The organism is Cysteiniphilum sp. JM-1 (assembly GCF_008711525.1).
Classification (GTDB): Bacteria; Pseudomonadota; Gammaproteobacteria; order Francisellales; family Francisellaceae; genus Caedibacter.
In genome coordinates this window covers 12,105-32,733 of sequence record NZ_VXKS01000018.1, presented here as the reverse complement: position 1 = coordinate 32,733, position 20,629 = coordinate 12,105, and the positions used below count along the sequence as shown (strand labels likewise).

At 40.8% G+C, this 20,629-nt stretch carries 17 protein-coding genes; 8 read left to right on the top strand and 9 right to left on the bottom strand.

Features of this window, described 5'->3' with window-relative positions; translation table 11 throughout:
* Positions 1-135: 135 nt before the first annotated feature.
* The 9 genes from dusB to F3D68_RS08480 form a co-directional block, all read right to left on the bottom strand.
* A complete protein-coding gene (gene dusB, locus F3D68_RS08520; protein WP_151194017.1) occupies positions 136-1,095 on the bottom strand; it encodes a tRNA dihydrouridine synthase DusB in 960 nt (319 codons plus the stop codon).
* Between the two features lie 6 nt (positions 1,096-1,101).
* Positions 1,102-1,995, bottom strand: a complete 894-nt coding sequence (prmA, locus tag F3D68_RS08515) for a 50S ribosomal protein L11 methyltransferase (protein ID WP_151194016.1) — start codon at positions 1,993-1,995, stop codon at positions 1,102-1,104.
* 4 nt (positions 1,996-1,999) lie between these two features.
* Entirely contained in the window at positions 2,000-3,349 is a 1,350-nt protein-coding gene (gene accC / locus F3D68_RS08510) for an acetyl-CoA carboxylase biotin carboxylase subunit (RefSeq protein ID WP_151194015.1), read from the bottom strand.
* 48 nt (positions 3,350-3,397) lie between these two features.
* Positions 3,398-3,871 (bottom strand): acetyl-CoA carboxylase biotin carboxyl carrier protein, encoded by a 474-nt coding sequence (gene accB, locus F3D68_RS08505; RefSeq protein WP_151194014.1) that lies wholly within the window; start codon positions 3,869-3,871, stop codon positions 3,398-3,400.
* Positions 3,872-4,012: 141 nt separating this feature from the next.
* Positions 4,013-4,459 (bottom strand): type II 3-dehydroquinate dehydratase, encoded by a 447-nt coding sequence (aroQ, locus tag F3D68_RS08500; RefSeq protein WP_151194013.1) that lies wholly within the window; start codon positions 4,457-4,459, stop codon positions 4,013-4,015.
* On the bottom strand, positions 4,460-5,290 hold the full coding sequence (locus F3D68_RS08495; RefSeq protein ID WP_151194012.1) for a symmetrical bis(5'-nucleosyl)-tetraphosphatase: 831 nt from the start codon (positions 5,288-5,290) through the stop codon (positions 4,460-4,462).
* Positions 5,291-6,067: a 16S rRNA (adenine(1518)-N(6)/adenine(1519)-N(6))-dimethyltransferase RsmA gene (gene rsmA, locus F3D68_RS08490; RefSeq protein ID WP_151194011.1), complete on the bottom strand. Its 777-nt coding sequence runs from the start codon at positions 6,065-6,067 to the stop codon at positions 5,291-5,293. It lies immediately after the preceding gene.
* Between the two features lie 18 nt (positions 6,068-6,085).
* Positions 6,086-7,378 carry a peptidylprolyl isomerase gene (locus F3D68_RS08485; protein ID WP_191092767.1) on the bottom strand — a complete coding sequence of 431 codons (1,293 nt, stop codon included), beginning with the start codon at positions 7,376-7,378 and terminating at the stop codon, positions 6,086-6,088.
* A 391-nt stretch (positions 7,379-7,769) separates the two neighbouring features.
* Entirely contained in the window at positions 7,770-10,382 is a 2,613-nt protein-coding gene (locus F3D68_RS08480) for an LPS-assembly protein LptD (RefSeq protein WP_191092766.1), read from the bottom strand.
* Between the two features lie 117 nt (positions 10,383-10,499).
* Between F3D68_RS08480 and F3D68_RS08475 the strand changes: the two genes are divergently transcribed.
* The 8 genes from F3D68_RS08475 (at position 10,500) to F3D68_RS08440 (ending at position 20,619) form a co-directional block, all read left to right on the top strand.
* Positions 10,500-11,561 carry an aminoglycoside phosphotransferase family protein gene (locus F3D68_RS08475; RefSeq protein ID WP_151194008.1) on the top strand — a complete coding sequence of 354 codons (1,062 nt, stop codon included), beginning with the start codon at positions 10,500-10,502 and terminating at the stop codon, positions 11,559-11,561.
* An 11-nt stretch (positions 11,562-11,572) separates the two neighbouring features.
* Positions 11,573-15,040 (top strand): DNA polymerase III subunit alpha, encoded by a 3,468-nt coding sequence (dnaE, locus tag F3D68_RS08470; RefSeq protein ID WP_151194007.1) that lies wholly within the window; start codon positions 11,573-11,575, stop codon positions 15,038-15,040.
* A 156-nt stretch (positions 15,041-15,196) separates the two neighbouring features.
* Complete coding sequence (locus tag F3D68_RS08465; RefSeq protein ID WP_117002875.1) at positions 15,197-15,529, top strand: TrbC/VirB2 family protein; 333 nt, start codon at positions 15,197-15,199, stop codon at positions 15,527-15,529.
* Positions 15,530-15,586: 57 nt separating this feature from the next.
* Positions 15,587-15,841 carry a VirB3 family type IV secretion system protein gene (locus F3D68_RS08460; RefSeq protein WP_117002874.1) on the top strand — a complete coding sequence of 85 codons (255 nt, stop codon included), beginning with the start codon at positions 15,587-15,589 and terminating at the stop codon, positions 15,839-15,841.
* Between the two features lie 5 nt (positions 15,842-15,846).
* Positions 15,847-18,294: a conjugal transfer protein TrbE gene (gene trbE, locus F3D68_RS08455; protein WP_151194006.1), complete on the top strand. Its 2,448-nt coding sequence runs from the start codon at positions 15,847-15,849 to the stop codon at positions 18,292-18,294.
* Positions 18,284-18,907 (top strand): hypothetical protein, encoded by a 624-nt coding sequence (locus tag F3D68_RS08450; protein WP_151194005.1) that lies wholly within the window; start codon positions 18,284-18,286, stop codon positions 18,905-18,907. The genes trbE and F3D68_RS08450 overlap by 11 nt, the downstream gene beginning before the upstream one ends.
* On the top strand, positions 18,908-19,591 hold the full coding sequence (locus tag F3D68_RS08445) for a type IV secretion system protein (RefSeq protein WP_151194004.1): 684 nt from the start codon (positions 18,908-18,910) through the stop codon (positions 19,589-19,591). It begins immediately after the preceding gene.
* Complete coding sequence (locus F3D68_RS08440) at positions 19,588-20,619, top strand: TrbG/VirB9 family P-type conjugative transfer protein (RefSeq protein ID WP_151194003.1); 1,032 nt, start codon at positions 19,588-19,590, stop codon at positions 20,617-20,619. Before F3D68_RS08445 ends, F3D68_RS08440 begins: the two co-directional genes overlap by 4 nt.
* Positions 20,620-20,629: the final 10 nt, after the last annotated feature.

Below are 20,629 nucleotides of genomic sequence, written 5' to 3'. Positions count from 1 at the left end.
CTACGGCTGCCACCCCTCTTGCAAAGAGGGGAATTGGGCGACGGCGATTTGATATTCCCCTCTTTGCAAGAGGGGTGCCGAGCTTGCGAGGCGGGGTGTTGAAATAGATGAATTGCGTAACCTCACTTATTGTAGTTAAAATGTGTAAGCTAAAAAATCAATCTGCGCTTCAGGCGTTGTTAGTTTATTAAAATGTTGACGCGCTTTGACTAAGTCAAGCTCAGTAATTTGCTCAAAATACCAAGTAATATGTTTACGGGCAAAACGCACACCCATGTAATCACCATAAAAGCTATGCATGGCTTTGACATGCTCAATGATGATATTTAATTTTTGTGTGAAGTTAGGTGATGGCTGGTAATGACCAGTTTGCAAAAAATCATTGATTTGCTGAAATAGCCAAGGGTTGCCATGTGCGCCTCTGCCAATCATCAGTGCATCAGCTTGGGTGTAAGCAAGCACCTCTTTGGCTTTTTCAGGTGTGGTGATATCACCATTAGCAATGACGGGTATATGAATGCATTGCTTAATTTCAGCAATAAGATCATATTCGGCATTACCAGTATATTTCTGATCGCGCGTGCGCCCATGAATGGTAAGCGCCTGAATGCCTGCATTCTCTGCAATTTGTGCAATCTTTAAGGCGTTTTTATTATCCTTGCTCCAGCCAGTACGGATCTTTAAGGTTACAGGGATATTCACAGCATTCACTACGGCACAGAGAATCTCGTCGACTAATTGCTCATTTTGCATCAGTGCAGAACCTGCTAATTTATTGCAGACTTTTTTAGCCGGACAGCCCATGTTAATATCGATAATATCAGCACCTTTATCAACATTTAAAACAGCGGATTCAGCAAGCATGATAGGATCCCCACCTGCGATTTGAATAATCTTGGGGGCGACCTCATCACTGTGATCAATACGGCGCTGTGTTTTGGGTGTTTCATATAGATGCTTGTGTGACCAGACCATCTCTGATACGACCCAGCCAGCACCATGCGTTTTGCACAGCTTACGAAATGGTAAGTCAGTCACCCCAGCCATCGGTGCTAAAAATAAAATGTTATCTGAGTGAAATTGACCTATTTTCATGTTTTTTCACGGCTTGCGAATGCCTGAAATTAGTGTCCACTCATCCTTGAGAGTAGGTTCATTTAATATGAAATAGGGTGAAAAGGCTTTGATAATATCATCCACTTGCTCTTGTAAAATACCCGATAAAGCAAGCTTGCCATGTGGTTTAATAAAGTTAGCAATAACTTCTTTAAGATCAATTAAGATGCCTGCAAGAATATTGGCAATTAAAATATCTGCTTTGATTGACTTAGGTGATGCATCGGGTAGATAAGCCGCGAAATTAGCATTAATATCATTTTTCTCAGCATTAGCATGCGTTGCTAGAATCGCTTGTGGATCATTATCAATGGCGATGACGTCATGCGCACCAAGCTTCTTGGCAGCAACTGCCAAAATGCCAGAACCACAGCCTAGATCGATCACCTGATCTTTGGCAGTAACATGCTGCTCAAGCCATTGAAGGCACAAAGCAGTTGTTTGATGTGTACCTGTACCAAAGGCAAGCCCTGGATCAAGGAGGATATTAACTTGATCATCACTGAGAATCTCAGGTGTGCACCAGCTTGGATAAATCCATAAGCGGCGTCCAAACTGCATCGGTTTGAAGCCATCCATCCACGTACGTGTCCAATCTTGATCAGCAAACTCACGCGTGTGAATGTCTCCAATAATATTTGGTTTTAATGCACTTTCATCAAGTGATGTGGCAATATCAGATAGCTGATATTCTTCAGTAAAAAGGGCGACCAAAACCACTTCATCCCATAAAGGATTTTCACCGGCTTTTGGCTCAAGGATCGGTTGGTCTTTAGCGTCTTGATAAGTAACAGAACAAGCGCCTTGTGCTAAAAGATAGTCTTCTAATGCTTCAAGGTTAGCTTTAAGACAAGTAAGGGATAATTCTTTCCACAACATGGGGTTACGCTTTATCACGCTCGAGCATTTTCTCAAGATAGTGGATATTGGTACCACCATTTTGGAAGTCGCGCTCAGCAAGAATTTTATGATGCAATGGAATATTGGTTTTAATGCCGCTGATAATCATCTCTTCAAGCGCGCTTTGCATACGTTGAATAGCGATATCACGTGTGCGAGCATAGACGATTACTTTAGCAATCATCGAGTCATAATTAGGTGGCACGAAGTATTGAGAATAAATGTGTGAATCAACACGCACACCAGGACCACCTGGTGCGTGATAGATATCAATCTTGCCAGGGCAAGGCATCATTTTCTCAGGATCTTCTGCATTAATACGACATTCAATTGCGTGTCCTGTGATTTTAATGTCTTCTTGTTTAAATGTTAGCGAGCCACCTGAAGCAATGCGGATTTGCTCTTTGATTAAATCGATATTGGTGATCGATTCAGTCACGGGGTGTTCAACCTGAATACGTGTATTCATCTCAATAAAGTAGAACTCACCATTTTCGTATAAGAATTCAAAAGTTCCAGCGCCACGGTATTTAAGCATCTTACACGCATCAACACAGCGTTTACCGATCTCAGCACGTTGCTCGTCAGTAAGACCGACAGCAGGCGCTTCTTCAATGACTTTTTGATGGCGACGTTGTGTTGAACAATCGCGTTCAAATAAATGAATGGCATTGCCTTCACCATCACCAAAGACTTGAATTTCAATATGACGTGGGTTCTCAAGGAATTTCTCCATATAAACCATGTCATTATTAAACGCCATCTTTGCTTCAGCTTGTGTCATTTCGATAAACTTTAGCAAGTCTTCTTTTTTACGGACAACACGCATACCACGACCGCCACCGCCACCAGCGGCTTTGATCATGATCGGGTAACCAATGCTATCCGCCATCGCTAGATTTTTTTGTGGATCTTTGCTGATTGGACCATTAGAGCCAGGTACACATGGCACCCCTGCTTCTTTCATCGCTTTAATTGCGGCAACTTTGTCGCCCATCACACGAATGCTTTCCGCGCGGGGACCAACAAAAATAAAGCCACTAGATTCAACGGCATCGGCAAAGTCAGCGTTTTCGGATAAGAAGCCATAACCTGGGTGAATCGCATCAGCGCCAGAGACTTCAGCAGCAGCAATAATTGCAGGAATGTGCAAATAGCTGTTTGTAGGGCTCGCAGGTCCAATACAAATAGTTTCATCCGCGAGTTTCACGTGCATCAAATCACGATCAACTGTCGAGTGAACAGCGACCGTTTTAATGCCTAATTCACGGCATGCGCGAAGGATTCTAAGCGCAATTTCACCGCGATTTGCAATTAAGAGTTTTTTAATCATATCAAGCCTGTCAAAAACTGTTTTTATATCTATACAATGAGAATTGGCTTAGCCAATGATGAAAAGTGGTTGATCGTACTCAACGGGTGAACCATCTTCCACAAGAATTTTAAGCACGGTACCAGAGTGATCAGCTTCGATTTGATTCATGATCTTCATTGCTTCAATAATACATAAAGTATCACCTGCTTTAACCGCTTGACCTTCGGTAACGAAAGAGGCCGCACCTGGTGAAGGTGATTGATAGAAGGTACCAACCATCGGAGACTTAACTTGTTTGCCCTGTGGTAGGCTGTCAGAAGGCTTTGCTGCAGGTGCTGCATGTTGCGCTTCAGCAGCAACAGGCTGTTGTGGCATAGCAGCAGGGGCGTGATGAATAAATTGTTGTGGCGCTAAAGTATGCACCGGCTGCGGATGACTGCCGGTAATGCGAATGGAAGTTTCGCCTTCTTTGATTTCAATTTCGTTAACATTTGACTTTTCAATCAATGCGATCAGTTGTTCAATCTTTTGAATATCCATCTGTTTTAATTAACCTTTGTTTCGATTTAACGTTTGTTTAACTCATTCCAACCAGACATTGTTGCGGCAAACGATCAAAATGTCACGTGTTGTTTTAGCTTTTTAGGCGTGGGTTATATCTAATTATTATTCAGTAAACCGTCATATGCAGTTATGTTGACAGTAATCAATCGCCGCATGCATTGCCAGTTCATAGCTTTTAGCACCCATACCTGAAACAATGCCGTAGGCAATGTCAGAAAGGTATGAATGGTGGCGAAAAAGCTCGCGTTTATCAGGGTTTGATAAGTGTGTTTCAATAAAAGGAATGTTGATGGCAAGAAGCGCATCACGGATGGCAACACTGGTATGTGTGTATGCTGCTGGATTAATAATAATAAAGTCATAATTACCTTGAGCTTGTTGCAATTGATCAACAATCGCGCCTTCATGGTTTGACTGAAAGCAGTTGCAATGCATTTTTTTTGACTCAGCAAGCTCGATAAGCTTGTTATTTACATTGTCTAATGTTGCAGTGCCGTAAATATCCGTTTCGCGTTGACCTAATAAGTTTAAATTAGGTCCATGAATAACCAGTATTTTTGCCATTTATTCGATCTCCTTAATTAAATTAATTGCATCGACCTGATGAATCTCTTGTGTATCAATACAGTAAGCGCTTAATTTGCCACCCCAAACGCAACCCGTATCAATTGCGATACAGCGTGGGTTGTTGCTAACACCATTTAATGCTGCCCAATGTCCAAAAATAAGTGTGTATTTTGCATCAATTTTGGCATTAGGGATGTTAAACCATGCATCAAGATGGTCAGGCTTATTTTTGAGCTCACCCTTAAAAGAAAAATCCAAGCGACCATTTTGATCACATAAGCGCATGCGTGTGAAATAATTAGCAATGCAGCGCCAACGGTTAACCGCTTCTAAATTATCTTGCCAAAGATCGGGCTCATTACCAAAAAGGTTGCTCATAAAAAGTTGAAAGCACATATCGGTTTGCAGCACAAACTCAAGCTCTAACCCCAAGCGTTTGGCCTTTTTAAGTGACCAAATTGGTGGGATGCCCGCATGGGTGATTAAGTGCTTTTTATGACTGTAAAGAAAGTGCTGTTGTCGCAACCATTGGATTAATTCGTTTTTATCTTCGGCTTCTAAAATGGGGTTTAATGTGTCTTTTTTAGCAGTGGGTAAATAACCATAGGCAATGGCAAGAAGATATAAATCATGATTGCCTAAAACCACTTTGGCAGACTTGCCTAAAGATTTAACAAAACGCAATACTTCAAGCGATTGTGGTCCGCGATTAACAAGATCACCGGTAAAGATCAACTTATCATTGTCGGGATTAAACTGGATTTTATCAATTAATTGCATTAATTCAGCATAGCACCCTTGAACATCACCAATCACATAACTTGCCATTTACAGTGCTCCGATGTGATTGCTTAATTTGACAAAATCAGCAACGCTTAGATTTTCAGGACGAAGTGTCAAATCAACGGGTAAATTATCTAGTTCGCTCGCAGGAACAAGTGCCTTGAGGTTGTTACGCAAAGTCTTGCGACGCATCTGGAAAGCTTGTTTAACAACTTTGGCAAAAAGCGTATAGTCATTGGCAATAAATGGTAATTCATTATAAGGCGTTAAGCGTAAAATACGCGATTCGACTTTTGGTGCGGGCTTAAATGCGGTGGCAGGAACAGTGAATAATGCTTCACATTTGAAGTGGTATTGCAGCATGACGCTTAAGCGACCATAGTTTTTCTCCGATGGCGCAGCAGCAACACGATCAACCACTTCTTTTTGCAGCATAAAATGCATATCTTTGAAAAGCGCTGCATATTCGATTAAATGAAAAAGAATAGGTGAGGAAATATTATAGGGTAAGTTACCAATGAGCTTTATTTTTGTGCCATGATAAAAGTCATTAAAGTTAACGGTTAATACATCTTGTTGGCAAATATTAAGCTTGCCATACACCGCGCAAGCAGCTTTCAATGGCAGGATCACATCTTCATCAAATTCGATAACTTGTATCGCTTTAGTGATTTGAAGAATATGGCGTGTTAATGCGCCAAGACCAGGACCAATCTCAATAACATCATCATCTGCCTTTATCCCAGATTGGTGAACGATATTGGCAATAATGTTTTCATCTTGTAAAAAATTTTGCCCTAAAGACTTTTTGGCTTTATGCATTTAATGTCTCTTGTATTTTTATGCCTCAGGCAAATTTAAATTTTGATCAACGATTTCAACATACGCGCTATCACGTAATGATAACATCCACGTTTTTAAGGCTTGCTGCGCATTTTCATTAAATAAAGCCATCATCGCTTGTTCTTTTTGATAATTCGCAGTGTCATCTTGTTTGCGTTTTGCGAGTACCTCAATGATTTGCCAGACATTGTTTACCTTAAAAGGCGCGCTTACTTTCTTTAGTTTAGCGGCTTTAATCGCTTGTGCTAATGCTGGTGGTTGAGCATTTAAGCTAATCCAGCCCATGTCGCCACCACTATCGGCATTATCAAGCGCATCAGAGTTTGCCTTGGCAAGGTCACTAAATGATTGATGGTTGTCAAGTGCGGTTAAAATGCGCATTAATTTAGCTTTTGCATCATTGTCGGTAACAACTGGAGAGGTGTTGATCACGATTTGTTGAACGTGATATTGTTCAACAAAGTGCTTGGCACTTTCCGGTGTTTTACTGTCGGCGAGTTCAATAATTTGAACGCTACCATTAGCAATAAATGGTGCACTGATTTGTCCATTTTGCAGTACTTCAACTTCGTTTTGATAGATGCTTGGTAGTTTATTAAGTGTTTTCCAGTCAAGTGAGCCACCGCTACTTGCATTGCCTGCTTGTGAATATTTCTTAGCAGCATCGGCAAAGGTGGTTTTTTTATCTTTGATTGATTGAATAATCTCTTTCGCCTGCGCTATAACTTTTTGTTGATCTCCAGTCGTTGGGTTATCAGGTAGAGATAAGACGATATTGTTAACTAAATATTCAGTTTGATTATCACTGAAATGCTTTTTGATGTACTTATCAACTTCTGTTGGTGAGATATAAACCTTGCCCGCAACGGCACGTTGTTGCAGTTTGTTAATGATAAGCTGATCTTTGACCGTTTGATAATAGGTGCTGTAGTCAAGATTTGATGCTTTAAGCTTTTGCTTGAGCTCTGCCAATGTGATGCCATTTTGTGCGGTTACTTCGGCAATTGAGTTATTAACTTCATCGTCAGTGACGCTAATGCCTTGGCGCTTTGCCATTTGTAGGGCAATGGTCTGGTTAATCAGCTGTTGTAAGACTTGGCGTTGCAGGGTGAGATTATCCGGTATTTGTGCATTAGGGTTGCTGTCCAGTTGTGCTTTGGTTTTAGCAACTTCAATATTTAATTGATCTAAGGTGATCGCCTGATCATTGACGATGGCAACAATCTCATTGATTAAATGTTTGCCCTTGACGGTGGTGTTTTGCGCATGTGTGACGCCCGGTTTTTGCAATAGGGCAGGAGGCGTATCAGCAAATGAAAAAGAACTGAGAATAAGAGTGCTAGTAAGCGTTATAAATTTAGTGCGTAAGTGCATGAAAAAGTCAACTAAAGCTTAGTAATGCCAAGCATTATATACCCATAGTTATACCCATCACAAACCATTTTACACTATTTCTACTATTGAATTTTTAGCACTTTTGAGTGATTGAATTTTGTTAATAGCGAGTGCGTTAAGAAACAATGAACAGTTTCATTGTTTTAGCAAATGAGCGCCCAAAGGCTCTGGCAAGGGCAGCTATTATCTGCACTTCAATCACTCAAAATCATCAAAAACTTCTTCAGCATTAAGCGCCGCAAAATGATTTACGATGGGTATAGGTATTGAATAGTCTTTCTCAGCGCTAGTTAAACCCACCATTTGGTGTATAGCCTGGGATCATGGTCAGACGCTCATCAAGCGAGCTTTCACTACTACCGCCTAAGCCTTTTAATTCAAACTGAACAATAAAGGCATTGGTCAATGGTCCTGTGATGTTGGTTGGGTTGTTTGGATCACTTGACGAGTTCACATAGCGCTGTGCTAAGAAACGTATCGCCCAGCTGCAAGCATCGTATTGAATGCCGGCAAACATATTGGTCGTATGTCTTGAATTAAATGCATAGCTCCAAAGACCGGTGACTGACCAATGCGGTGTCAAGCGCCAAATGCTTGAAACAGTCACTTGTGATAATGGGTCGGGTAAGGTGCGTGCTTGAATTTGCGCAGGGGTTAAAGCTGCGTAGTTATTTTTGACATTTTGATATGCCACATTAAAGATGTGGTTATTATCAGGCATGTATTGGACTTGATAAGTCTGTGAATCGACATTGTTGTTGATTGGGTTGTAAGTGCCTGAAGTCATCAGTTGCCAATGTGGCAAAAAGCGATAATTAAAAAATGCGGCAACATCTGATGTGGTACTGTCATGGAAAGGTACGTACGAGTTAGCGCAATCAGCGTTTGTGCCAGAGCATAACGATACTTTGCGATCAGCAAAATAAAGAATCTGACCAATACCGGCACTTAATATGCTCATGCCTGTATCTTGATCATTGACTGAAGTTTCCAGTGCGTAAGAAACTTGATTGGCATTATTAATGCGGTCAATTCCCGTAAAGACATTGGTCTGGAATAAAGATGCGTAACTAAAATTACTCAATGAGGTATCAAACAGCGGAATATTGCTTTGGTTTTGATACGGTATGTACGTGTAGAATAGTCGTGGTTCTAGTGTTTGTGTGTAATTATGATTATTGAAGCTAAATTTTCGATCAAAATATAAACCAGTGTCAATGTTGATAATAGGTAAACTTCTAATGATGTTTTGCTCAGGGTATTGGTTTTGGCTGAAGTTGGTGGTGCTTGTTGCCGTTACCGCACTTCTATTTTGCAAGGTATATGCTGTTTCAGAGAGCGTCAGTGATGGTGTAAAAAAGCCCCAGCTTTTCTGGAAAGGGAAGCTTACTTTTGGTGCACTATAATAACGTTGACCTTCAACTTGCGATACCCCGTTTAATCCAGGTTTTGCAAAGTAGGTGAATTGGTTATCCCAATTAAAGTCCATGTGCGGCAAGAGTCCTGGGTATGCGGCATTGGCATTGATTTGCGGCAAGGTTGAATAAGGACGGTTTGCCAGAAACATCGTATCATCAATGACGTCATAGGATTGCACGGTGGTATTGAAATTCCAGTGTGGGTCAATGTAACTGACAGATGCTTGGCGATCAAGTAAGGTTTGTGTTGAAAGGCCTATATTGTCACTATCAAAGTCATTGTAGAAGTCTTTGTCGCCAATGTACTGATAATTAATGTAGCTTGACCAGTTTCTGCCATACTGACCATTATCAGTAAAAGAAAGTGCTTTGCGGTCAGTATTGTTACGCCGATCATGTGGCATATATTGAAGGTCGAGATTGCCACTTTGAGTTTCGGTTAGATAACGAAAGTTACCATCCATTAAAATACCACGATGATTATAAATGGTTGGCGTTAACAGCAAATCGTAGTTGGGTGCCAGGTTCCAATAAAAAGGAGTCGATAAATAATAGCCGGAGTTGCTATTGTAGCCCGCTGTTGGATATAAAAAACCACTGCGGCGACGGTTGTCAATCGGGAAAGTCATATATGGCCAATATAAAATAGGTACATCCTTGACATAGAACAGGGTGTTGTAAGCAGTGCCAAGACCTGATTCTCGATCAAGGTCAATCGTTGTCGCACTCATCATCCAGTCATTGCCGTAGGGACTGTCTGTGGCATAGGTTGCTTTTTTTAGCGTATAATCTGTTTTGCTCTTTTGAATAATTTGGTTAGCATGACCATGGGCGTAACCCGTGAAGTTACTCGCTTTATTATCAATTTCGTCAGAGGTTAAATTCGCCATTGATCCACCAGGCTTTTGACGTACGCGAATTAGATAGTAGGTGTCATCAAGTGTTGCAGTGTTATTGCTAATATTGGCTTGTCCCTGTGAACCAATCGCTAGTTGCCCTGGTTGGCTTAAGTTAACATTGCCAGTTAAGTCAATCTGATCAATCTTTTTGTCTTTGTTTTGTTTTAAAACAGCTTTGTCAGCAGCAAGATATTGATTGCCTTTGTTTACTTCAACTGCGCCTTCGGCAGTAATCGTGCCGCTTCTGGCATATTGATATTGCTGAGCATTGATTTTGGCTTCATTTGAAGGGTTCTTGTTAATCGGTACTTGATAATAGTAACCACCGCAAATGTTATTAGGATCGTTGGTTGGTACCCAGCCTAAGGCATCAGCGATAATTTGTTTTTTCTCTTTGGGTAACACGCCTTTTTTAAATAAGTCCGCATTATTACTGTTAATCTCAACACATTGCCATGTGTCACCGTTGACACTGCATTGCCAAGATTTTTGTAAAGGATTTTCAATGGTAATCTTGCTAAGACCAATGCCTGGAATGGCGCAAAGCATTGCCAAAGGCAAAATTTTTCGGTGTAAATTCATTAATTTGTTCATTGAATAAAAAATATCCTTTTGCCTGTTTGCTAGGAATTCTAGGTTTCATCAAACCAAAACTACTGCTATTCTATCGCGTTGTTGTTAGATTTCTAGGAAAAAGTCGTGCAATCTAGGTTTTTGCAAATTATCGAATGGCTAAAAACGCTGTTCCCCAACACGGAGCCTACCTTGGTGCCAATTGTTGGTGATGCCAGTTTCCGTCAGTATTATCGCGTTAATCTTGACAATAAAAGTTATGTTGTGATGGATGCGCCATTGGATCGAGAGAAACCTGATGTGTTTTTTAGGGTTACGCGCCTTTTGCGTTACTTTAATTTACAGACGCCAGAATGCTATGCCTATGATCAAGAAAGTGGTTTTTTATTATTAGATGATTTTGGCGATACTCAACTTTATCATGCGGTGCATGCTGAAAAAAATATTAAGCAATATGAACAGGTGTTGGCGTTGATTCCAAAGTTTTGGCAGATTGATAAAGCGCTTTTCCCTAATTATGAAAAAACAAAATTTGCCTCTGAACTTGATGTGATGAAGCTTTGGTTTTGGCAATGGTTGGGACTTGATGCAGAGACCTTGCATCTATTGGAGGCGCCTTATCATCAATTGCAGTCGCTTCTTGTTGTTAACGCACTTGAGCAGCCCAATGTGTTTGTGTTTAGAGATTTCCATAGTAAAAACATGATGTGTTTGCCGAATCAAACATTAGGACTCATTGATTTTCAAGATGCAGTGAATGGTCCAATTACCTATGATTTGGTATCAGTATTGAAAGATTGTTATTTAACTCTGCCAAAGCAGTTTGTCGATCAAGGGGTAAGCTCATGTTATCACAGGGCGCAAGCGCAAGGCTTATTAAGTCAAGAAATCACCTTGGATAAATTTAGATACTGGTTTGATCTAATGGGATTGCAGCGACACTTAAAATGTTTGGGCATTTTCACGCGGCAAGACATTCAAAACAAACGTAAAAATTACCTGTGTTATTTGCCACGTGTGATGCATTATATTGATGAGGTATTATCTAGGTATAAAGAACTGACATTTTTTAATGGTAGTTGGCAGCGGTTAGTCATGCCAGCCTACGAGTCAAAAATTAAAGCGCTTAAAGATAAGCCTGTCCCTGTTAAATTTGATACCATTGGTAGTGTATTTGAAAATCAGTAGAGAGTAAGATTATGTCGGCACGTTATGTTCATTTGAAACTGCACAGCGAGTACTCGTTGATGGATAGCATTATCCGCATTAAGCCATTGCTTGAGGAATGTGTTAAGCGCGAGTTGGCAGCGGTTGCGTTAACCGATATGTGCAATATGTTTGCCGCAGTGAAATTTTATAAGGCGGCACTTGCCAGTGGCGTTAAACCAATATTTGGCAGTGAAATTTGGGTTGAGGTTGATGGTGCGAATTATCCATTAACCTTGATTGCTAAAGATAATCAAGGCTATCAAGTCATTGTTGATTTGATTTCACATGCTTATCTGTATGCCAATAGAGTCAATGGCATTCCGGTGTTGCCAAAAAGCACATTAGCAAGCTTTGATTTCACACATGTCTTTGTACTAAGCGGTGGCGTTAAAGGCGAGATTGCGCAGAGTTATTTAGCGCAAAAAGATGCTGAAGCAGAAAGTATTTTAGAGGCATACCTTAAAATTATCCCCAAAGAAAACTTCTTTATCGAGCTTCAGCGCATTGGTCATGACGGCGAAGAAGATTATATTCAAAAGGCGATTACTTTAGCGCAAGATCATCAGGTGGCAGTGGTGGCAACCAATGATGTGCGTTTTTTAAATGAAGATGAGTACTCAGATCACGAGGTGCGTGTGGGTATTTACCAAGGTTATACCTTGTTAGATCAAGCGCGTAAAAGTCAATACACGCCAAAGCAATACTTGCGCTCAGCCGATGAGATGTGTGAATTATTTGCGGATATCCCGCAAAGTTTAAGTAATAGTGTATATATCGCACAAAATGCTAATGTCACGTTTAATTTGGGTGATGCGGTGTTACCACGTTTTGATATCCCACAAGGCATGACTGAAGCTCAATATTTTGCCGAGGTGTCTTTTAAAGGATTGGATGAGCGCTTTGATTTTGTTTTGATGGGTAAAAAAGACGAAGATAGACCCGCCATTATCGAAAGCTATAAAGCGCGCTTGCAAGTTGAGATTGATGTGATTTGTCAGATGGGCTTTCCAGGGTATTTCCTGATCGTTGCAGATTTTATTCAATGGTCAAAAGACCATGATATTCCTGTGGGTCCAGGGCGAGGTTCAGGTGCGGGATCCTTGGTTGCTTATGCGCTTAAGATTACCGATATTGATCCGATCCCTTATGGTTTGCTATTTGAGCGCTTTCTAAATCCTGAACGGGTATCGATGCCCGATTTTGATATTGATTTTTGTATGGATGGTCGTGATCGCGTGATTGAGTATGTTGCGCAAAAATATGGTAGTGAGAGCGTTTCACAAATCATTACCTATGGGTCGATGGCAGCCAAAGCCGTAGTGCGTGATGTTGGGCGTGTGCTTGGGCAGCCTTATGGTTTTGTCGATAGGATTGCCAAGCTAATTCCCAATGATCTTGGTATTAAGCTTAAAGACGCCTGCGCCCCTGAAACGCCATTGCATGATTTGTGTCAGCAGGATGAAACAGCAGATGAGATTATTAAGATTGCACTAAAGCTTGAAGGTTTGACGCGCAGTGTCGGTAAGCATGCTGCAGGGGTCGTGATCTCACCTTCAAAAGTCACGGACTTCTCGCCGGTTTATTGCGAAGAAGGGACTAAGCAGCTGGTCACACAGTTTGATAAAAAAGATGTTGAAGAAGTTGGTCTTGTTAAGTTTGACTTTTTGGGTTTAAGAAATTTAACGATTATTGATAATGCTTTAAAAATTGTTAATAAACAAAGGCGCTTACAAAATGAGCCTGCGCTTGATATTGCACTGATTCCAATGACTGATAAAAAAACCTTTCAGCTTTTGCAAAATGGTGAAACCACTGGCGTTTTCCAATTGGAGTCACGTGGTATGAAGGAGTTGATCAAACGCCTAAGACCGGATTGCTTTGAAGATATTATCGCTTTGGTGGCATTGTATCGTCCAGGACCTTTAGGTTCAGGCATGGTAGATGACTTTGTCAATCGTAAGCATGGCAGACAAGAAGTGAGCTATCCGCATCCTGATCTAAAAGATGTGCTGGAAGAAACCTATGGCACGATTTTATATCAAGAGCAAGTGATGCAGATTGCGCAGATTCTAGCGAATTACTCGCTAGGAGGTGCAGATTTATTGCGTCGGGCGATGGGTAAAAAGATCCCCGAAGAGATGGCAAAGCAGCGTGAGACCTTTGAAAAAGGGGCGTCTGAAAATGGCATTGACGCCAAGCTTGCAAGCTCAATCTTCGACTTGATGGAAGAGTTCGCAAAGTATGGCTTTAATAAATCACATTCTGCGGCATATGCTTTGGTTTCTTATCAAACAGCCTTTTTAAAAGCACATTATCCAGAAGCCTTTATGGCAGCGGTATTATCGTCGGATATGGATAACACGGATAAAGTGGTGAACTTTATTTCAGAATGCCAAAAGATGCAATTAAGGCTCATTTTGCCGCATATTAATATCAGTGATTATTACTTTACGGTCAATCAACAGACTGAGCTTGTCTATGGTCTCGGTGCTATTAAAGGCGTTGGTTTTGCAGCAATTGAAGGGATTTTGGCAGAGCGCCAGCAAAACGGGGTATTTAAGGATTTATATGATTTCTGTGCGCGTGTCGATACGCGCAAAGCCAATAAACGTGTCTGTGAGGCGCTTATTTACGCAGGTGCAATGGATGGTTTTGCTGAAAACAGGCAAACGCTTGTGGCAACGATTGAAGATGCTATGAAGGCAGCTGAACAAAAAAGCCAGATGCAAAATAGCGGGCAGCTTGATTTATTCGGCTTTAGTGAACCTGAGTCCTCAAATGACACAGCGCGTGACATATCACATATCAATGTGCCAAGCTGGAGTACTAAGGATAAGTTGATTTTTGAAAAATCGGTATTGGGCATGTTCTTATCAGGACATATTATCGATGAAGATAGAATGTGGCTTAACCACTTTAAAGTACAATCATTAAGTCGCATTACTGCAACAACGCGTAAAGAGTCGATTTTGCTTGCGGGTGTTGTCGTCGCGATGGCGCAGCGTAAAACAAAGTCAGGAAAACTGATGGGGGTTTTGCAAATTGATGATGGTTGTGAGCGCCTAGAGTTGGTGATCTTTAGTGAATTATATGACGCGGTTAAGCATTTGATCTCTATTGATGAAACCGTTATTGTTGAAGGTGAGGCAAGTATCGATGCCTACAATGATCAGTTACGAATTAATGCCTTATCAATTGAACCGATTGCTAGGTATGTTGATAAAAATATTAAGTTATTGAAACTGTCTTTTTCACAACAACAAACAGCAACAGTGCAGACCCTGCTTACAGAGTTAGTGGCATCATCTAATGAGGCGGAGCTTAAAAGTATTGAGTTGTATATACAGTCTGATGATTACGATGTCACGCTTTCTGCGCAAAAGATGCTGCTTGATGCTTATCTTTTGGGGGCGCGGGCAAAGGTCTTAAGAGAAAATAATATACATTTAATGTTTTAATAATGTCTTTAACCGTCATTTATGGGCGCGTTTCTAACATTACCTAATCAGATATTTATCCTATTTTGCAGCATCCAATTCTTGATTTGCCAATATATTTGACTAATATAACCTTAAACATTTAGTCAGGAACCCTTTTAAAAGGAGAAATAAAGAATGAAGCATTATCTTGAGTTTTTAAAGCGTGCACTATTTGCATTATCAATGTTGCCGTTAACTGTGGCAGTGAGTTTTGCAACCGATACGCAGAATAATGCATTTTCGGCGATGACAGGACCTTTACAACAGATTATGGATGTAATTTCAGGACCGATTGCGCAAATGGCAGGTGTGATCTGTATCGTAATTGCAGGCTTGGGTATCGCCTTTGGTGAAGGTGGTAGTGGTGTTAGACGTCTATTTCAAGTGGTGATGGGGCTTGCAATCGCCTTTACTGCAGCCAGCTTGATTTCTGGATTATTTAACCGTGGATCAGGGTTGATTTTCTAATATTTTTTAATAGCTAAAAAATACAAAATTCAACAACTAAAAAAAGGATGCGTAACAATGGCAGTGCCTGGATTTGTGATCAAGATACACAACTCATTAACAACACCGCTTTTAACGGCAGGTGTGCCCAGACAGTTTTTTATTTTAAATGGTACTTTGGGAGCGGCTATTGTTCTTGGTATGCAATCTTGGTATGGCATTCCTATCTTTATTATTATGCATACTGTTGCCGTATTGATGACCAAGAAAGATCCGCAGTTTTTCCAAGTCATGGTGCGTCATGTTAAACAACGAAATTATTATGGTGTATAGCTAATATGTTCAATATCGCAGAGTATAGAAAGAAGCCTGACAGAATAAGTGATTTATTGCCTTGGGCTGTGCTTGTCGATAAAGGCGTGATATTGAATAAAGATGGTTCGTTTCAAAAAACATTTGCGTTTAGAGGACCCGATCTTGAATCTTCAACGCAGTCACAATTGGTATCCATTACCGCGCGACTTAATAATACCTTAAAGCGCTTAGGCTCTGGTTGGGCGCTATATGTTGAGGCGCGCCGCAAAGCAGCAATGAGCTACCCTTCAGAGAACTATTTCCCTGATCCAGTGAGTTGGTTAATCGATGTTGAGCGCAAGGATCTTTTTGAACGCAAAGGCGAGAACTATGAGAGTGAATATTTTTTAACCTTTCAATATTTGCCGCAAAAAGAATCGGTTTCTAAGCTTTCAGGTCTTTTTGTTAAAGAGAGGAAGAGTGATGATGAGCATGATGCCGGTTATAAGAAGCTTATGAACTATTTCTCAGCAACGGTTAATCAACTGTATGACATCATGCAGGATTACATGTATGAAATTGCTGAGCTAAGTGATGAAGAGACATTAAGTTACTTACATAATTGCGTTTCAGAGCGCGCACATAAAGTCAATGTACCGGATAATCCAAGCTATTTAGATGGGGTGTTAGCTGATACCCCGCTTCTTGGTGGACTTGAGCCAAAGTTGGGTAAGTATTATCTAAAAACGATTTCTATTTTAGGGTTTCCAACAACATCAGTGCCTGCGATTTTAGATGGCTTAAATCATTTACCTTTACAATACCGTTGGGTGACACGATTTTTGCCATTGGATAAAACCGATGCCGAAAAAGTGCTTAAAAGCTATAAGCGTCAATGGTTTGCAAAGCGCAAAGGCGGATTGACAATTTTAAAAGAAGTGATGTCAAAAAGCGAAAGTGCGATGGTCGATAGTGCTGCTGTACAAAAATCCAATGATGCCGATGAGGCGCTATCTGAGCTTTCTGATGACTTAGTGTCATTTGGTTACTACACGGCAACAGTGACCGTATGGGATACCGATAAAGATAAAGTGTATGAGAAGCAGCGTGAAGTAGAACGTGTTGTCAACGGTCTTGGTTTTGTCACTGTGTCAGAGACGATTAACTCAGTTGAAGCATGGTTATCATCTATTCCAGGGCAAGCGAATGCCAATGTGCGTACGCCATTGATGCATAGTTTAAACTTGGCGCATTTATTGCCATTTTCAGCAGTGTGGGCAGGACCTGAGATTAATGCCCATTTGCAGGCTCCACCTTTATTGTATGCGCGTACAGCCGGTAATACGCCATTTAGATTATCTAATCATATTGGTGACGTTGGGCATCAAATGATTTTAGGACCAACTGGTGCTGGTAAATCCGTATTGTTAAACGTAATGGCAGCGCAATTTTTGCGTTATGATAACGCGCAAGTGTTTATTTTTGATAAAGGTGGCAGTTTCTTTGCGTTAACGCAAGGGGTCAAAGGTCATTTCTATGAAGTTGGCGATGTCGGTAAAGGTGGTTTGGTATTTCAGCCATTAGCTGAGATTGATGAAACTACTGAGCGAGTTTGGGCACATGATTGGGTGCTTGGGCTTTTAGAAAATGAAAAGGTGGAAATTACACCTGAGGTTAAAGAAACCGTTTGGCTTGCTTTGATGAACTTATCTGAGGTGCCAAAAGAACAGCGTACACTGACAGGTCTTCGTTCTTTTGTGCAGGATAGAGCGTTAAGAATGGCACTTGATTCCTATGTGTTGGGTGGTCCATATGGTGAGATACTTGATTGCGATGAAGAGCACTTCAGTGATGCTAATTGGCAGTGTTTTGAGATGGAGCGCTTGATGGCAATGCCAAATATTATCGCCCCTGTGCTAGCTTATATTTTCCATATTCTTGAGAAGCGTTTTGATGGTCGACCTAGTTTAATGATCCTTGATGAGGCGTGGCTATTTTTAGATCATCCAATTTTTGCCTCAAAAATTAAAGAATGGTTAAAGACATTAAGAAAGCTTAATGTGTCAGTGATTTTTGCAACACAATCAGTCGATGATGCGGTGAAATCACCCTTGGTATCAGCGCTGAATGAGTCCTGTCCATCACGTATTTTCTTACCAAATGATCGTGCAATGGAACCTGCGGTTTCGCAAGGCTATGAGTCACTTGGACTTAATTTAAGACAAGTGCAAATTTTAGCGCACGCGATGCCAAAGCGGCAGTATTATTTCCAGTCACATAAAGGTAATTGCTTATTTGATCTAGGTTTAGGGCCCATAGCTCTGGCTTTTTGTGCAGTGAGTCGTCCAGAAGATCGTAAGCACATTAGAGAGATTCTGGCACAGCATAAGGGTTATGATTATTTCTTGAAAAGCTATTTGCATGGCAGAGGGCTTGATTGGGCATATGACATTGTCAAAGAACACTATAAGGGGGACGTAGATGCAACCTAGCGGATTCCCTTTTGGTAAAGAAGTTCAGTCTTATCGTCAAACGGAAGTGGTTACACCCTTTCAAAAGCAAAATCAGTTGTTTGACAAACCGATTGGGCAGCTGATTCATAAGGCATATATTTGGCGTGTTGTCTTTTTTAGTGGTGCGGGATTAAGCTTTTTTTTATCACTGATTTTAGTGGGTTACTTAAACTCAATCCCTTATAGAATATTGGTAGAGCAGGTCACGAGTAAAGGTTTTTTAAAATCCCCGCCGGAGTTGTTGAGTCCTAATTATACTGTGAGTCAAACAGTGTTAGAGGGGTTTGTTAAGTCACTCTTAATAAGTGATCAATCAGGTGGTATTTATAACAATTTCCTAGATGAAGCCTCACAGCTTGCATTAAAGCAAGGTGTTGCTGGAATCTCACAGAATGAGCTCACAGCAGCAACATTTGATAAATTTACGATGAATGATTTAAATTTTAGCGGTGAGTTGGTTGATAAAAAAGGTACGGCAATACTAGTTGTTTCTGGACAGTTTGGGCATCAACCGTTGACAACGAAAGAGCAAGTGAAAATTAATCCTTTAGGAATCTATATTCAAAATCTAGCAATTGAAAGGTTATTGTAGATGGAAAAAGAAATGCAAAAAGCGCAGAAAGTGCAGAAAACAGACTATCAAAAGGCCTATGAAGAATGGGAGCTACGCATTGGTAGTGCTAAAAAACAAGCGCGCAATTGGATGATGGCAGCAATTGCTATTTTGATCGTTTGTATCTTATTATTGCTTGCGATTATTATTGAAGCGAACCGCCAGCAAATGTACGTTTATGTTGCTGAGGTTAAGCCGCAGGAAAGTGTAGTAAACGTGCAAACTGCATCACAGAGCTATACGCCGACGGTCGCGCAAAAAATTGCATTTGTCAGTGATTTTATTAAAAATATTACTGAGATTCCTTTGGATCCAGTCGTTCTTAATCGTCAGTGGCAGTCAGCATTACTTGCGGTATCAGGTCGCGCAGAAGACCAATTAAAGCAGGTTTATCAAGCGATTAACCCATTAAAGCTTGTTGGTGATAAAACAATTACGACGGTGGTAACCAATGCCAATGAGGCGAGCAATAATAGCTTTGAGGTGACCTTCCAGTCAACGACATACAATAAAGATGGCGGTGTCGAGAGTGTGAAAACATATAGTGGCATATTCACTTTCTCACCAAGCTTCCCGCCTAAGACATTAAATCAAATGGTCATTAACCCACTGGGTTTAAAAATAGGTTTCTTCTCATTTAGCGAAAAAGGATCAAGTCAATGAAATTAAATAAAATTAGCCGTTTATTACCACTTACTGCAATTGCAATGGCAGGCTGTGCGACAAATAGTTATCAAGGTGACATTGACTCAGGTAAATTTGTTCAAGCAAAACCTGCAGATGCCGCAGGCACTAAAGTTGTACGCGAATACATTCCAGTACCAATGCCAGGGCAATTACGTCCCGTACCAAATAGTAAAGCTGAAAAAGCAGCGCAAAAGCCGGTGTTAACTAAAGAAGCAGCAGTTGCTGAAGCAAATAAAGATGCGCAGCAATTTCCAGATCAAAGTGACTTCTTTAATGCGATGATGACTTATAGCTACATGCCAGGGGCGATGTATACGATTTATACCGCCCCTTTGAATATTACTGATGTGGTGTTTGAACCGGGTGAGAAAATTATATCGCAAGCTGCAGGTGATACGCTTCGTTGGCAGATTGCTTCAACCTATAGTGGCGAAGGTAAAGACTTACGTTGGCATATTTTGATTAAGCCGCAAAAATCAGATCTAACTAACTCAATGATTATCACAACGAATAAACGCACCTATCATTTGATTTTAAAATCAGTGGATCAAGATCAAGCAATGGTATCGGTTAAATGGCAATATCCAAGCGCGATGGTGCAAGGGTTTAATGGTGGCAACTTAGGTGACATGAATGCCTCCGATGGTGATGGCAAATTATTGCCTCCGCCACAACAAAATGCAGGGCTTGACTTAAGTCTATCTAACATGAGCTTCAACTATACTTGGAGTATGTTAAAAGGCGAGACACCAAAGTGGTATCCAGAGCAAATATTTAGCTCAGGACACCAGACTTTTATCAAGTTCCCACATGAAGTAGTGGTCAGTAATGCCTCCATGCCAGTCCCATTTGTTCAGTCAAATGATGGTGAATATGGCACAGCAAACTTTAACTGGCGCATGAAGGGTGACTATATGGTGATTGACACGGTTATTAAAAATGCCTATTTAAAAGTAGGCACTAAGCAGTCAGGTGAAACAGTTGTTGAGATTTCACAAAAGTAAGCATAATCAA